The 15,872-nt window shown below is 42.9% G+C and carries 12 protein-coding genes; 7 read left to right on the forward strand and 5 right to left on the reverse strand.

The window, feature by feature from the left end; translation table 11 throughout:
• The first annotated feature begins 215 nt into the window (after positions 1–215).
• Positions 216–467: an IS1 family transposase gene (locus tag GNE10_RS19985; protein ID WP_185566656.1), complete on the forward strand. Its 252-nt coding sequence runs from the start codon at positions 216–218 to the stop codon at positions 465–467.
• Between the two features lie 93 nt (positions 468–560).
• On the opposite strand, the gene GNE10_RS19990 is transcribed toward GNE10_RS19985, so the two are convergent.
• From GNE10_RS19990 to ssuD, 5 genes are all read right to left on the reverse strand, one after another.
• Positions 561–1,511, reverse strand: a complete 951-nt coding sequence (locus GNE10_RS19990) for a D-2-hydroxyacid dehydrogenase (protein WP_185566665.1) — start codon at positions 1,509–1,511, stop codon at positions 561–563.
• A 109-nt stretch (positions 1,512–1,620) separates the two neighbouring features.
• Positions 1,621–2,568 (reverse strand): D-2-hydroxyacid dehydrogenase, encoded by a 948-nt coding sequence (locus GNE10_RS19995; protein WP_185566657.1) that lies wholly within the window; start codon positions 2,566–2,568, stop codon positions 1,621–1,623.
• A 504-nt stretch (positions 2,569–3,072) separates the two neighbouring features.
• Positions 3,073–3,843 carry an ATP-binding cassette domain-containing protein gene (locus tag GNE10_RS20000; protein WP_099069602.1) on the reverse strand — a complete coding sequence of 257 codons (771 nt, stop codon included), beginning with the start codon at positions 3,841–3,843 and terminating at the stop codon, positions 3,073–3,075.
• Positions 3,844–3,971: 128 nt separating this feature from the next.
• Positions 3,972–4,796, reverse strand: a complete 825-nt coding sequence (gene ssuC, locus GNE10_RS20005; RefSeq protein WP_099069603.1) for an aliphatic sulfonate ABC transporter permease SsuC — start codon at positions 4,794–4,796, stop codon at positions 3,972–3,974.
• Positions 4,797–5,017: 221 nt separating this feature from the next.
• Positions 5,018–6,166: an FMNH2-dependent alkanesulfonate monooxygenase gene (ssuD, locus tag GNE10_RS20010; protein ID WP_185566658.1), complete on the reverse strand. Its 1,149-nt coding sequence runs from the start codon at positions 6,164–6,166 to the stop codon at positions 5,018–5,020.
• Positions 6,167–7,045: 879 nt separating this feature from the next.
• On the opposite strand from ssuD, the gene GNE10_RS20015 reads away from it, so the two are divergent.
• The 6 genes from GNE10_RS20015 to GNE10_RS20040 all read left to right on the forward strand — a co-directional run bounded on the left by GNE10_RS20015 (position 7,046) and on the right by GNE10_RS20040 (position 15,845).
• Entirely contained in the window at positions 7,046–8,899 is a 1,854-nt protein-coding gene (locus GNE10_RS20015) for an iron uptake porin (RefSeq protein ID WP_185566659.1), read from the forward strand.
• Between the two features lie 616 nt (positions 8,900–9,515).
• Positions 9,516–11,183: an FAD-dependent oxidoreductase gene (locus tag GNE10_RS20020; RefSeq protein ID WP_185566660.1), complete on the forward strand. Its 1,668-nt coding sequence runs from the start codon at positions 9,516–9,518 to the stop codon at positions 11,181–11,183.
• Positions 11,180–11,509, forward strand: a complete 330-nt coding sequence (locus GNE10_RS20025) for a 4Fe-4S binding protein (RefSeq protein ID WP_185566661.1) — start codon at positions 11,180–11,182, stop codon at positions 11,507–11,509. Before GNE10_RS20020 ends, GNE10_RS20025 begins: the two co-directional genes overlap by 4 nt.
• Positions 11,510–11,729: 220 nt before the next feature.
• On the forward strand, positions 11,730–12,713 hold the full coding sequence (locus GNE10_RS20030) for an ABC transporter substrate-binding protein (protein ID WP_311774829.1): 984 nt from the start codon (positions 11,730–11,732) through the stop codon (positions 12,711–12,713).
• 77 nt (positions 12,714–12,790) lie between these two features.
• Positions 12,791–14,281, forward strand: coding sequence for an amidohydrolase family protein (locus tag GNE10_RS20035; RefSeq protein ID WP_185566663.1), 1,491 nt, complete (start codon positions 12,791–12,793; stop codon positions 14,279–14,281).
• 82 nt (positions 14,282–14,363) lie between these two features.
• The gene (locus GNE10_RS20040) at positions 14,364–15,845 is read left to right on the forward strand and encodes an amidohydrolase family protein (protein ID WP_185566664.1); all 1,482 of its coding nucleotides are present in this window, start codon (positions 14,364–14,366) and stop codon (positions 15,843–15,845) included.
• The last annotated feature ends 27 nt before the right edge of the window (positions 15,846–15,872 follow it).

A 15,872-nucleotide genomic window follows, 5' to 3' on the forward strand; every position in this document is an offset into this window, starting at 1 on the left:
GGGAAAAAGAGGGGGGGGGGGAGGGGGGGGGGGGGGAGGGGGGGAGGTAGGGAAGCAGGGAGCAGGGAGCAGGGGAGAAGAGTTTTTTTCCCCTCTGCCCCCCGCCACTGGAGTTTCTTCCCAATGCCCTTTGCCCTTTACCCTTTACCCTTTGCCCTTTGCCCTTTGCCCAATGCCCGATACCCAATACCAATACCAATACCAATCAAAGCATTATGAAGTGTCCTAATTGTGAAGCTACCAAAATTAGCAAAAACGGACATCGCCGTGGCAAGCAGAGTTATATCTGCCGTCACTGTGGTCGTCAATTTCTAGAGTCTTACAATACTTTGGGATATCGAGATTCTATCAAAAAGTATTGTCTAGAACTCTATTTTAAAGGCATGAGTTTTCGTGCTATTGAACGAGCCATAGGCGTTAATCACAACACTGTTATTAATTGGGTGAAGCAGACAACTGATTATTAATGAACTACCCCACCCTACTTTGTTGAGGGTGGGGTTTCTACATCCCCACCAGTAGAGCAAGAGTGTCAATGTTCTCCTCTGCCCCTCATTCCCCTAATACCCTGCTTTCTTATCCACCACATTCCGCAATGGTTGACCGGCTTGGTAGCGTTTAAGATTGTCAATGAACAATGCTGCTATGCGTTCTCTCAGTCGTGGTGATAGTGCTGAACAATGGGGCGTGATAAAAGCATTGGGTAGCGACCATAACGGACTTTGTGGCGGCAGAGGTTCTGTGGCCACAGTGTCTAATCCCGCACCAGCAATCCATCCTTCGCGGAGGGCGGTGATTAATGCATCTTCATCTACTATTGCACCACGAGCAATGTTGATTAAGTAAGCGGATGGACGCATAGAACGCAACGCAGCTTCATCGATTAAGCCTACGGTTTCTGGGGTGAGAGGTGTAGCAATAACTACATAATCTGCTTCTGGAAGTAGCGATCGCCATTGATCTGCACCGACAATTTTGTCAAAATGGGGTAAAGGTTCGGGATGGCGGCGACTACCCCAAACTTGAACACCAAAAGCTTGAGCGCGAGATGCGATCGCTTGACCGATATTTCCTGTGCCAATAATTAATAATGTCGCATCTGCCAACTCTTCGAGAAACACTCCTCTTACCCAAGTGTGTTCATCTTGCAAAGTTTGTAATTTCCGCAGATTTTTAGCGTGATAAAGCATGAACGCCAAGACAAATTCCGAAATTGGAATCGCGTGAACTCCTGCGCCATTTGTCAGGATAATATCCCTTTGCAAAAAGTTAGGCGTTAGGATATGATTCACCCCAGCACTCGGTGACTGTTGCCAACGCAAAACTGGTGCAGCTGCTAATACTTTGTCAAGGGTAGAGGCCTTGAGATAAAATCCATTGACATAAACTTCTGCATCACTAGCATCGCCATCGATGTTGCCTTCACTATCCACCACCACAAACTCTACATCAGCTGGTAATAGTGGCTGAATCTCAGCAATCAAATGATCCGGTAAAATTAGTTTCACGATATTTCCTACTCCCAGATTTTAAAGGAATTGGGGATTGGAGTGTTGACTGTTGACTGTTGAGTGTTGACTGGGGAATTATTATTCTCCTGTGCCCCTCTGCCTCATCCCCTTAATACCCTGCTTCTTTGTCTACTACATTTCGTAACGGTTTGCCAGCTTGGTAGCGTTGGAGATTATCAATAAATAAGGCTATTGAACGCTGTTGACTTTTTGGTGAATGACCGGAAGTATGGGGTGTGATGAAGATGTTTGGCAGCGACCATAAAGGACTTTCTGGTGGTAGGGGTTCGGTGCTGACAGTATCTAATGCTGCACCTGCAATCCAGCCTTCTGTGAGTGCTTTGATTAATGCTGATTCATCGATGACCCCACCACGAGCAATATTAATTAAGTATGCATGGGGAGGGAGCGATCGCAACACAGATTCATCAATAAATTCTTTGGTTTCGTGTGTCAATGGCGTTGCAATTACTACATAGTCTACTGTGGGGAGGAGCGATCGCCATTCATCAGCACCCACTACTTTATCAAAATTGGGCAGCTCTTGGGGATGACGGCGACTGCCAATAATTTTCAAGCCGAAGGGTTTAGCACGGGCGGCTATTTCTTGACCGATACCACCAGCACCAATAATTAACAAAGTTGCATCTGTTAATTCTTTGATGGCAAACCCTCTTTTCCAGTGACGTTGTGTTTGTAGACTATATAATTCTGGCAGATGCTTAGCATGAGCAAGTATGTAAGTAATTACAAATTCGGCAATGGGAATTCCATGCACCCCTGCTCCATTTGTGAGGATAATATCTCTTTCTAAATAAGTTGGCGTCAGAATGTGATTGACTCCTGCATTCGGGGCATGATGCCAACGCAGTGCAGGTGCAGCTTCTAGTATTTTATGCAGTACATTACTTCTGGATAAAAACCAGCTGAAATAAACTTCAGCATCGCTAGCATCGCTATCTAAATTACCATCAATATCTACTCTGACAATTTCTGTATTTGGTGGTAGATGTGGCTCAATGTCAGCAACCAAATCAAGGGGCAAAATGAGCTTCATGGTAGATTACCTCTTCTTTATTTACAGGGTCATCTCTAAAAATTACCTGTGTTTCATTAAAAAATTAAGCGTCATAGCAGCCCAAAATAAACTTATTGTTATCGACTGAGATTCTATCCCGAAATTGTTCTATCGTCTTAATTACTTCTTCAGGATACGTTGTGCCAAATGATTCTGGATTTTTATATAAAGCTTCTAGTCTAATTTGTCTATAATTTTCTGCATCGTACTTTGTTAATTTTCTAATTTTCATTAAATAAAATGATAAATATTTTATTAATATCAATTTATAAATAATAATTATTGCGTTCTAGTTTATCTATGTCGTGAATATAAAAAAATCACCCAAAGGCTCACATAATAAAATTGAGAGAGATTTTGATTGTTTACAAACAATTTTGGATTGCTGTATCTGCTTTTTCAAAGTAACTTTTAATCTCGAAGTAGCCTATTTACCGCAGCTACCTCAAGTTGAATATTGATTGGCTACAAAAAGCTTATACTTCAGCTACTCAGCTGTAATAGTTGGTTGCTTATTTGAGTATTTTCATTGCTCATTACTCGTTCTAGAACTGTTTCTCTAATATTAATAAACAGTTCATGACTTCTATCTCGCGGGCGTGAAAGTTTCACAGGTAAATCTAAAGTAATTTGTCCTGCTTCAATCAGGATCACTCTGTCTGCTAATGCTACTGCTTCTTCTACATCATGAGTAACTAAAAATGCAGTAAATCTGCGCTCTTGCCACAAGGTTTCAATCAGATTTTGCATTTCTAAGCGAGTGAGAGCATCTAAGGCTCCCAAAGGTTCATCTAACAATAATAAACGTGGCTGACTCACTAATGCTCTTGCCAATGATACCCGTTGGCGTTGTCCACCAGATAATACGTAAGGCCATTCTTCAGCTCTATCCTCAAGTCCTACTTTCTGAAGCGCCCATTTAGCTCTTTCACGCCAATTACCTTGTAAACCTAATCCCACATTTTCAATAACTCGCTTCCAAGGTAGTAAACGGGGATCTTGAAACATCACGGTTACAGACCTATTGAGTTTCCGCAGTGGTTCTCCATCTAGTAGTATTCCCCCTGAAGTTGGTTTATCTAATGCTGACACAAGACGCAATAAGGTACTCTTACCGCAACCACTACGTCCCACAATGGCAACAAACTCACCTGGTGCAACTTCTAAATTCAATGAATTTAAGACATTTTTTTTGCCAAAATCCTTTGTCAGATCTAAAATACTTAGTTGTGTACCTTGTACATTTGAACTCACTTGAAAAACCTCCTTGTATTTACACAATAGCTACAATTTTGATTGCGAACAAACGCATCTTGAACATCCAATTTTTGTCATGATTCCCAAAAAGCGATAATTTTCAGTGTTGGACTTAAGACTGAAAATTATGCGCTTTGGTAATTAGGATTCCAAGCTAAAAACTTTCTTTCTAATGCTCTGGCGGTGGCGTCTGCTAATTTGCCTAGCAAGGCATAAATAACAATACTCAATACCACAACGTCAGTTTGCATAAATTCACGAGCGTTCATCGCCATGTATCCCAGTCCGGAATCTGCTGCAATGGTTTCTGCAACAATTAATGTTAGCCACATAATCCCCAAGGAAAAACGGACGCCAACAAGAATTGAAGATAAAGCCCCAGGGAAAATGATTTGCCACAAAAGTTGTGGTGTTTTCAATCCATATACTCTTCCCATCTCAATCAATCCGGGATCTACACTACGAATGCCATGAAATGTATTGAGATACAATGGAAAAAATACCCCCATAGATACTAGAAATAATCTCGCTTGGTCGCCAATACCAAACCAAAGAATTACTAGCGGAATTAATGCCAAGTTAGGGATTGTGCGGAGCATTTGCAGGGAACTATCTAGTAACTTTTCTGCTGTACGAGAAAAGCCATTGAGCAAACCCAAACTAAACCCGATGCTGCCACCAACTATAAAACCAGATATAGCACGTCCAGCACTAATTCCTATGTGTTGAAACAATTCTCCAGTGGAAGCCAATTTAAATGCTGTGCCAATTACGCCACTAGGGGCTGGTAAAATTCTGGTTGAAAGCAGACCAATTCTCGAAGAAAGTTCCCAAAGTACTAGTACGAGAATAGGCACAATCCAAGGAATTATCTTATCGAATTGGGGGTTGTTTAACAGTCCACTTAGGGATATATTACTACTTTTGCTGTGTTTGAGGGTGATAGTCATAGTAGTATTTTGGATTTTAGATTCTGGATTTTAGATTTTCCCTATCGAGAAATCTAGAAGGCGAAATTAGTAGATTTTTGGTAAGAATTCAGCACTCAAAATTCAAAATAAATGCCATCATATTTTTGAATTTTGATACATTCTAAATTCCCATGATTTTAGACTGGAAACTTGGTGTTTTTAATCCAAAATCCCAAATCTAAAATCTAAAATTGCCATTCCTATGAGGCAGCTGTGAGTTGTTTAGCAAGTTCTTCATTGGCATCTGTTTGGCTAAAATGGCTCAAAACTTCTGGTGTCGGGAGTGCAGATTGGTTTTGCAAAGGTAGATGTGGGAATAATAATTCTGCGGTGCGATATGCTTCTTCTAAATGCGGATATCCAGAAAAAACAAAGGTTTCTATTCCTAGCTCTTGATATTCCAGCATCCTAGCGATTATAGTGTCGGCATCTCCTACCAAAGCAGTACCAGCACCACCCCGCACTAATCCAATTCCTGCCCATAGGTTGGGGCTGATTTCTAAGGTTTGCCTTGAGCCATTGTGTAGTTGACTCATGCGCTGTTGCCCTTCAGAATCAGAACTAGCAAAGTCTTTTTGAGCTGTGGCGATCGCTTCTTCATCCACATACTTAATCAACTCATTGGCTGCATCCCAAGCCGCAGACTCGGTTTCTCGCACAATTACGTGCAAACGAATACCAAAACGTACTGTTCTACCTTGTTCTGCTGCTAGTCGGCGAACTTCAGCAATTTTTTGTGCAACCTGTTGTGGAGGTTCTCCCCATGTCAGGTACACATCTATATGTTTCGCAGCAACCCGCTTAGCAGCAGCAGATGAACCACCAAACCACAAAGGCGGATAAGGTTTTTGAACTGGTGGGAATAGGAGTTTACCACCTTTGATATCAAGGTGCTTTCCTTGAAAATCAACTGTTTCCCCACTAACAATACCCCGCCAAACACTTAAAAATTCATCGGTTAGATCGTAGCGATCGTCATGACTCAGATGCAAACCATCCCCTGCAAGGTGTACGGGATCGCCACCTGTTACCACATTAATCAACAATCTTCCTTTAGAAATTCGGTCGAATGTAGCGGCCATACGTGCCGCAGCACCAGGAGAAGTAATTCCTGGTCGAATTGCTACAAGAAATTTCATTTGCTTGGTAACAGATATGAAAGCCGCAGCAGTAATCCAAGCATCTTCACAAGAACGCCCTGTAGGTAACAAAGCACCTGTGTAACCCAGACTATCTACAGCTTGGGCAATTTGCTGCAAATAATCGGGTGTCGCAACACGAGAGCCTATATCTGTGCCTAAATAGCGTCCGTCACGAGAGCCAGTAGGAATAAACCAAAGAATTTGCATGTTTATCAGGGTATGAGATTCCTTATTTACGCTTTTTCTATCGATTTACCGTAGTTTATAGGTGAAATTCTACCCGATATTACGTAAAAATCAACCCTAATTTAACCATTGGTAAAAAATATTTGTTTGCCGCCTGACTTTATGGCGAGCAGACATGAGTACATAGCATTGCTAGCATTTCTTATATTCCCACTTTTGTGGTCTGGATGACTGTATTCCAAAACACAACTTTCTACCTATAAAATCATAATAATGATGAAAAAGCACAGGTAGTAGTTCGCTTTCGTGACTTAGCGGGGGAAAGGGGAAAGGTTTTAAATCCCTTAGGGACTTGCAAGTAAAAAAATATTCCACAGAAGACTGTTAACTGTTGACCGTCAGCAATCAACGGTCAACGGTCAACGACCCCAAGCGGAATAATTTATTTTTTGGAGTTACTTTACCCTTTACCCCTTTCCCTTTCCCCAGCCCGAAAGAAGCGCATTTTTGGATTGGCAGACCACTAGGTCTTGCATTGTAGCAACCTCTATGCAAATATATTTCTAAATAAAATCCGCTAAGTCTATCGTTTTATCGGATTTAAGTAATTAATTGATGCTGTCAAAATATAGCTGATTAGCATTCATCAACTTTCTTTTCATTGTCTTGACTATCCTTGCAAGCAGGAAAATTAACAATTTACTGCAAATTTGGATTGTACATCGAACAACTTTTAGTGGTGGTTTCAATATCTGAGATTTGTAAATTTTTCATCAATGAAACCTTGATTCAATCCGCTATTTAATGGTTTAGCACAAACATGACATCAGAAAATTATGGTGTTGTTTTGTGCAATTTTGAGCTAGCTTATTCGTTTTCAGGTTGAGGAGTTAAAGAGTCATGTCTAAGTTTCGCTGGAATTATAGATCCATACTGTTTCTACTTTCATTGCTAGATATTATAGCTATTTTGGTTTTGAATCCGGCTAAAAGTCGGGCCGAACTACCCAAAGAATTAGAAGCAAACCAACCTCCAGAAGCAGTTGTTAATCAAACAATTGAAACTTCAATTTCCGAATTAGAAACAAACAAACCTCCAGAAGCAGTTGTTAATCAAACAGTTGAAACTTCAATTCCAGGGCTAACTAGAAAAAAAGGTAAAAAGCCAGAACGAGTGACGCCTGTCTCAGAATTATCTGGTGTTGCACCACCCACTAAGAAAAAACCCACCACTAATTCAGCAGAACAAGTGACATCTGTCTCGCAACTATCAGATGTGAAGCCTACAGATTGGGCATTCCAAGCACTACAGTCTTTGGTGGAACGCTATGGTGTAATTGCCGGATATACAGATGGTACATTTAAAGGCAGTCGTGGCCTGACGCGCTATGAATTTGCAGCTGGCTTAAATGCAGCTTTAGATCGTCTCAATGAACTCATAGGGACATCAACAACAGATTTAGTCAGACGAGAAGACTTAGATACCATCAAAAAATTACAAGAACAATTTTCTCCAGAACTTGCTCAAGTCCGGGGACGCGTAGATAACTTAGAAGCCCGCACTGCACAGTTAGAAGCAACTAAGTTTACCACTACAACCAAACTTATAGGTAGGGCGCAGATTGTCTTTGGCTCACTTCTAGCAGGTAATAATGTCGTGACTAAGACACCTGCACCTCGGAATCCTACACTGCAAGGCAATGCTTCGTTACGCTTCAACACCAGTTTTAATGGTAAAGACTCACTGAGCTTATCGTTGTCTGGTGGAAGTATTGAATCTTTGGGACAAACAAGAGCTGGGTTATTAGGAACTTATGAGGGAAGAACTGCTGATAACGCCAGTATTACTTTTGCACGCAATCAGATTACTCTTGGTGGTGTTCGCTATCGGTTTTTAGCTACTCCAGATACCCAAGTCAATATTTATGCTCTATCAGATGGAGCTAGTGAGATAGGTCTTTCTGGCCCGATTAACCCATATTTTGAATCGTCTTCTGCAACTGGCGCTAATGGAATTTCACGATTTTCACGACGGTCTTTGGTCTATAACTATGGAGATAGCGGCCCTGGACTTGCCATACTCCAACGATTCGGTAAACAGATTCAACTTGGGGTAGCATTTAGCGCTCCAAACGGTAATAATCCGCTACTGAATAATGGCTTATTTACAGGTAGATATCTAGCTTTAGCACAGCTAATATACTACTCTGCCAATCGCAATTTTCGCATCGCTGGAACTTACGTCAATACCTATAGCCCACCAAATACCCAAGGTTTTAGTGGAACAAACTTCGGGCCTGCTGCTGGAAGTAACCTCGTAAACAGCACTGTGGCTGGAGCCGGAACCGTAGGGAATCTCTATGGACTACAAGCTTTTTATCAAGTTAGTCCTAAATTTGCAATTAATGGATGGGTAAGTTATGCATCTCATCGCTATATAGGACGTGGAGATGGTAACGCTATGGATTGGGCAGTAGGACTCGCATTCCCGGATCTTTTTAAGGAAGGCGCTTTAGGGGGAGTTTTAGTTGGTATGGAGCCAAAACTTACCCGTCTGAGTAATAGTGTGAATTTGGGAGCAGGTTTTGGACAAGCAGATAAAGATACCTCGCTGCACGTTGAGGCATTTTACCAATATAAAATCGGAAATAATGTTGAGATTACGCCGGGTTTAATCTGGATTACTGCACCAGACTCTGATAATAATAATCCCGATAGTTTATTTGGTTGGATTCGTACCGTCTATAGGTTTTAGTCATTGGTCGTATTGGGAGTGTTGATTGATGACTGATGACTGTAAGACCTACGCACGCTCTATGAGACGATGCACTTTGGTGTTCTTCTCTTCGAGATGCTTTGCGAAGGAAGGCGTCTTCTCTGCGAGACGCGAAACGCGATGGCGGTTTGATAAATTCAGCTTTTCCGTCATTTTTGCCTAAGTCCTGGAGAAAAATCGAAGATTTGGAGAAGGTGCTATTCGGTGTTGGGGTGTCGGTGTTAAAAATCCTTACATCCCACACCTTTACACGCAATTTCACTAGTTTAGGGATACTGTTAAAAATTGAGCGTTAACGGTTCACAGTCAACAGTCAACAGTTAACAATACTTTATGTTGAAATTTATCTGTGAAAATACTTGCTTTTTGTCAGAAATTGTGAAAAGCTTTTTTATGTTATAAAACTACGGTTAATCGCTAAAGTTAAAGTAGTTTAATTAAAGTTAATCTACTGGCAACCCGAAGTAAAGAAGCCATAAATCGAGGGTAGTAGGGAACCCTTAACTAGTTAGGCAAAAAGATTTTTAATAGCGTGTGGCATCGATAGCATGAAAATTTGATGCTCAGGACTTGCTAGATGGGGGAAATATTTTAGATGCTGAAGACGTTAACAACTGATTTTGAACTTGACCTGCAAGCTGATGTCTTAGTAATTGGGGGTGGCCCTGCTGGAACTTGGGCGGCTTGGAGTGCTGCATCGAGTGGAGCGAGAGTTATCCTTGTAGATAAAGGATATTGTGGGACTACTGGATGTGCTGCGGCGTCTGGTAATGGTGTGTGGTACGTACCACCTGACCCAGAAGCACGGGAAACGGCCAAGGCGAGTCGGGAATCTTTAGGTGGGTTTTTATCCGATCGCCATTGGATGGATAGGGTACTGAATCAGACTTATGTCAACATTAATCAGCTAGCAGACTGGGGTTATCCCTTTCCCACCGATGATGAAGGCAAACCCTATCGGCGATCGCTCCAAGGCCCCGAATACATGCGGTTAATGCGGCGGCAAATTCAACGGGCAGGAGTCAAGATTTTAGACCACAGCCCCGCCTTAGAACTGTTGGTAGATGAAGACGGGGCTGTTGGCGGTGCTACAGGCGCTAACCGTCAGACTGGTGGTAGATGGAGGGTGCGTAGACGCGAAGCGGCTTGTCGTCAGACATCGCGTGCCACGATTATTGCCACTGGTGGCTGTGCGTTTCTGAGTAAAGCGTTGGGATGCAACGTCCTGACAGGGGATGGTTATTTAATGGCTGCCGAAGCAGGTGCAGAGATGTCAGGTATGGAGTTTTCCAACGCTTATGGCATCTCCCCAGCTTTTTCTTCAGTTACCAAAACCCTCTTTTATAATTGGGCAACCTTCACCTACGAAGACGGCACTGTAATTCCTGGTGCTGGTTCTCAAAGGGGTCGTTCAGTAATAGCCAAGACATTGCTGGAACAGCCAGTTTACGCCATTTTGGATAAAGCAACCGAAGCCATGCGCCCATCTATGCGTCTGGCGCAGCCTAATTTCTTTTTACCCTTCGATCGCGCAGGTATCGATCCATTTACCCAACGTTTTCCCGTTACCTTGCGTCTAGAAGGAACTGTACGCGGTACAGGAGGAATTCGGATTATAGATGATACCTGCGCCACTTCCGTGCGGGGACTCTACGCGGCTGGAGATGCAGCCACACGGGAACTAATATGTGGGGGATTCACCGGTGGTGGTAGCCACAATGCAGCTTGGGCAATATCTTCTGGCTATTGGTCGGGTCAATCGGCTGCTGAATACATCCACAGTTTGAGAGAACAAAAAACTCAACCTCATCTCCAGGGTGTTGGAGAAGTAGGATTCAAGAATCATAGCGATCGCTCCCAGCAATTTGCAACTGATGAAGTGATTGAAGCAATCCAAGGCGAAGTATTTCCCTACCAAAAAAACTTATTCCGTACAGAACAAGGCTTAACTGAATCTTTAGCCACACTAAATAACCTCTGGCAAGAAATCCGCAGTAGTCAGGTAACATCAAATCAAGAACTGATTCGGGCTAGAGAAGCGGCGGCGATGGTAGCCACAGCACGATGGATGTATAGCAGCGCCATTGAACGTAAAGAAACTCGTGGTATGCACAAACATCTAGACTATCCCGAACAAGATCCCAACCAGCAACATTATTTAATTAGTGGTGGATTAGATAAAGTCTGGGTCAAGACTCAGCCGCTAAACACTACAACAAAACCAGAAATTCTCCAATCCAAAATAGCAGGAGCCGTAGTGTGATTGAGTTGGTCAGCGAATCGCGGTGCATAAAATGTAATATCTGCGTCAACGTTTGTCCGACCAACGTTTTTGACAGCGTACCTGATGCACCGCCAACTATTGCCCGACAGAGTGACTGTCAAACCTGTTATATGTGCGAATTGTATTGTCCAGTTGATGCCCTTTATGTAGCACCCCAAAGCGACATCCAGACTTCAGTGAAGGAAGCAGAATTGTTAGAAGTCGGCTTACTGGGTAGTTACCGTGAAAACATTGGTTGGGGATATAAACGCACATCAACAGCAAAAGACGATCAAACATTCCAAATTCTCAAGCAGATGAAATAGTACAGCGGAGAAAATAGTCATGCTGTCGTTAAAGAAGGCAAAGGGTAGTCTTATAAGCACAAAAGTTCGGCATTGTGAGCCTAGACATCGGGTGTCTAGTAGTTCGCCAAGTGAACTTGGCTCTTTAAAGGGGAAAGGGGAAAGGGGAAAGGTTTTAAATTCCTTATCCTTTACTCCTTCGCCTTTCTCCAGCTCTCACCGTATAAGATTATCAACTTCAGTGGCTTGTTTATTACTACTGCTAACTACAGCATGTAGCCAAGGAAAAAGTGAATCGGCTCAATCCATCGAGGCGATTAATGCCAATAGTACTAGTTCCATTGCTGCATCAAATAATGTATCTACCTTGCGTATAGGTTATGTAGGTAGTATAGAACCTACAGGTTCCCTTGGTTGGGCAAAGAAAAAGGGAATATTAGAGCGCGAACTGAAAAAAGCTGGATTTGAAAATATTACCTTTGCGCGATTTCCCAACGGGCCAGATCTTAATGAAGCCCTCGTTGCAGGTCAATTAGATGTTGGTTCTCTAGGCGATACACCAGCGATAGTTTTGAGAGCTAGAGGCGAACAAACTCGACTACTGCGGATTAGCCAATTTAATACAACCGCTTGGCTAGTGGCGAAAAAAGATGGCCCGCGATCGCTTGCTGAACTTCAAGGGCAAAAAATAGCGACTCAAAAAGGTTCTTATATGCATCGATACCTGTTGGGTCTGTTAGCTGAAACAAAACTTGCTAAAAATGTAAAAGTAGTTCACTTGATGAGTACTGAAGCAAAAGCAGCATTAGAACGTGGTGATGTGGCTGCTTATGCAACTTCCAGTGATATGGGGCCTTATTTGAAATCCCAAGGTTTTCCCGTGATTGATTCTTCAGCAAATCATCAAGGTTTATCAGGTACTTCATTAATCGTAGCAACCGAAAGATTTCTCGCCAAACAGCCTGATTTTCCAGATAAATTTAACAAAATTCTCACAGAAGCAGCCAAAGATTTAAAAGCTAATTCTGAAGAATATTATCAGTACCACGCTCAAACTACTAAATATCCCGTCGATATCATCAAAGTATCCTATCCACTCAAACAAGTATCAGAAGAACCTTTACCACCTGAAGGAGTAAAACTTTTAGAAGGAACTAAAAACTTTTTAGTTTCCCAAGGTTTAGCGAAGTCCGATTTTCAATTAAAAGATTGGGAAGCGAAATAGGGAGTGATAGTTATTAGTTGACTGTTGACTATACAATGCCCTATGCCCATAAATTCAATAATTTAGAGTAAATTATCATGACTATCGCCTTAGAACGTCCGAAAAAAACTAGGTCTGCTCAGATTCGGGAAAAGTTGGGTTATCCAATCATTGATACTGATGTGCATACCCAAGAATTTCCGCCGGCATTCTTGGATTATTTAGAGCAAGTTGCTGGAAGTGCCATAGCTCAACGTTTTCAAGAACATTTACCTGGTGCATCTCGCTCTAAATGGTTTAAGCAAAGTTGGGAAGAACGCCGCGCTTACCGGACTGCACGTCCTCCGTTTTGGACTCGTCCCACTAAAGATGCTTTAAATTTAGCCACCATTAGTTTACCGAAGTTGTTGCACGAGCGCTTGCAAGAAGCAGGTACAGACTTTGCAGTTGTGTACCCAAACTTGGCGACTATGGCCCCGCATATCGGTAATGAAGAAATGCGGCTGGCTGTTTGCCGTGCGGTTAATACTTACCACGCTGATATTTTTCGTCCTTATAGCGATCGCTTAACGCCCATTGCAGCTATTCCCATGAATACGCCCTCTGAAGCGATCGCTGAATTGGAATATGCAGTCAATGTCCTGGGACTCAAAGCAATTCAAATTCCAGGCCATATCCGTCGTCCGATCCCCGCTTTTGAGAAGTATGGCGAAGAAGTAGCAAACGAAGCTATCTGGATTGATACCTTTGGCTTGGATAGCAAGTATGACTACGATCCATTCTGGGCGAAGTGCGTAGAACTCAAAGTAGTACCCACCACCCACTCTTCTGGTATGGGGTGGATAAATCGGCGTTCCATTAGCAATTACCAATACAACCATATCGGTCACTTTGCTGCGGCTGGAGAAGCGCTGTGTAAATCTCTGTTCTTTGGTGGCGTCACTCACCGCTTCCCCACACTGAAGTTTGCCTTTTTAGAAGGAGGGGCGGCTTGGGGTGCTAGCTTATACACTGATTTGATTTGGCATTGGTACACCCGTAACAAAGACCATTTAGTAGAAAATAACAATCCCAACAATATTAATCGTGAAGAACTGCTAGAGTACTACACTCGTTACGGTGGTGAATTAGTACATGGTCGTTTGGATAAATTAGGTAGTGGTCTAGGTTTCCACGCCGACTTAGTAGCCCCCTTAGAACCAGGGGATTTAGATGAATTCGCCTTAGCGGGAGTTAGTAAGCCAGAAGATATTCGCGATCGCTTCTTGAATCACTTCTACTTCGGCACAGAATCCGATGATACCCGTGTAGCTCAAGCATTTAACCGCAAAGCTAATCCTTATGGCGATCGCATCAAAGCCTTCTTGGGTTCGGATTCTGGACACTGGGATGTACCTGATATTACAGCGATCGCTGCTAACACCTATTCGATGGTAGAACGCAAAATTATCACCGAAGAAGATTTGCAATATTTCCTATCAACCCATCCCTTGGAGTTGTACACCAGTTTGAATCGTGACTTCTTCAAAGGTACAGCTGTTGAGAAAGCAGCAGATGAATTTTTGCTTGGGAAAGGGAGTAGGGAGTAAGGGGATGGGGAGATTGGGAGATGGGGAGACATAACTCATAACTCCTAACTCCTCGGTCAACATTTGAATAAGGTAAACTATCATGACTATTGCGTTAGAACGTCCGAAAAAAACTAGGTCTGCTCAGATTCGGGAAAAGTTGGGTTATCCCATCATTGATACTGATGTACATACCCAGGAATTTGAGCCAGCAGTCTTAGATTATTTGGAGCAAGTAGGTGGAACTGCGATTGTTGAACGCTTCAAAGAAAATTTACCAGGGTCTTCCCGCTTTAAGTGGTACAAGCAAACTTGGGAAGAACGTTTTGCTTATCGCACTAATCGTCCTAATTGGTGGGGTCGTCCAACCAAAGATACTTTAAATTTGGCTACCATTAGCTTGCCTAAATTACTGCACGAACGTCTGCAAGAAGCTGGTACAGACTTTGCTGTGGTGTACCCAAATTTGGCAACGATGGCCCCGAATATCGGTAACGAAGAAATGCGGCGTGCTGTTTGTCGAGCAGTTAACACTTACCATGCTGACATTTTCCGCCCATATTCTGACAGGCTAACACCCATCGCTGCAATTCCACTGCACACTCCCGAAGAGGGAATTGAAGAGTTGGAATATGCGGTTAATGTTCTGGGATTAAAAGCAATTCAAATTCCTGGTTACGTCCGCCGTCCGATTCCGGCTTTTGAAAAGTATGGCCCAGAAGTGGCTAACGAAGTGGTTTGGATCGATAACTTTGGTTTAGATAGCCAGTATGATTACGATCCATTTTGGGAGAAGTGCGTAGAGCTGAAAGTTATACCCACAACTCATGCTTCGAGTCAAGGTTGGACGACTCAGCGATCGGTGACCAATGCCCAGTACAATCACATTAATCACTTTGCCTTTGCAGCAGAAGCATTGTGCAAATCTCTCTTCTTTGGTGGTGTAACTCGTCGGTTCCCCACCTTAAGATTTGCCTTCTTAGAAGGTGGTTCTGCTTGGGGTGCTAGTCTATATGCGGATATTATTTGGCATTGGGAAACCCGCAACAAACAACATTTGTTGTCAGATAACGATCCTGCAATTATAGATAAGGAAGCACTAGTGGAGTTGTACGCCCGTTACGGTGGCGAACTTGTGCATGGACGCCTAGATCGAATTGGCGACGGTTTGGGATTCCATCATAAAATGTTGGCTCCAGAAGATCCAGGCGAACTAGATGAATTTGAACTGGCGGGAATTGAGAAGCCAGAGGACGTTCGCGATCGCTTCTTGAATCATTTCTACTTCGGTACAGAATCCGATGATACCCGTGTAGCCCAAGCCTTTAATCGTGCAGCTAATCCCTTTGGTGATAGAGTTAAAGCCTTCTTGGGTTCTGATTCTGGTCATTGGGATGTGCCTGATATCACCACTGTGACTGCCAACGCCTACTCAATGGTAGAACAGGAAATCATCACCGAAGAAGACCTCCGCCACTTCCTCTCAATCCATCCATTGGAGTTGTACACCAGCCTCAATCGTGACTTCTTCAAAGGTACAAGTGTTGAGAAAGCGGCAGATGAGTTTTTAGGGAGTAGGGAGTAGGGAGATGGGGAGATGGGGAGATGGGGG

This window comes from Nostoc sp. 2RC (assembly GCF_014222165.1).
In the GTDB taxonomy this organism is placed as follows: Bacteria; Cyanobacteriota; Cyanobacteriia; order Cyanobacteriales; family Nostocaceae; genus Nostoc; species Nostoc linckia.

Excerpts from the sequence above, each read along its gene's own strand:
- GNE10_RS20015 (WP_185566659.1), top strand. The coding sequence starts at position 7,046 with ATGTCTAAGTTTCGCTGGAATTATAGATCCATACTGTTTCTACTTTCA.
- GNE10_RS20040 (WP_185566664.1), top strand. The coding sequence starts at position 14,364 with ATGACTATTGCGTTAGAACGTCCGAAAAAAACTAGGTCTGCTCAGATT.
- GNE10_RS20035 (WP_185566663.1), top strand. The coding sequence starts at position 12,791 with ATGACTATCGCCTTAGAACGTCCGAAAAAAACTAGGTCTGCTCAGATT.
- ssuC (WP_099069603.1), bottom strand. The coding sequence starts at position 4,796 with ATGACTATCACCCTCAAACACAGCAAAAGTAGTAATATATCCCTAAGT.
- GNE10_RS20020 (WP_185566660.1), top strand. The coding sequence starts at position 9,516 with ATGCTGAAGACGTTAACAACTGATTTTGAACTTGACCTGCAAGCTGAT.
- ssuD (WP_185566658.1), bottom strand. The coding sequence starts at position 6,166 with ATGCAAATTCTTTGGTTTATTCCTACTGGCTCTCGTGACGGACGCTAT.
- GNE10_RS19995 (WP_185566657.1), bottom strand. The coding sequence starts at position 2,568 with ATGAAGCTCATTTTGCCCCTTGATTTGGTTGCTGACATTGAGCCACAT.
- GNE10_RS19985 (WP_185566656.1), top strand. The coding sequence starts at position 216 with ATGAAGTGTCCTAATTGTGAAGCTACCAAAATTAGCAAAAACGGACAT.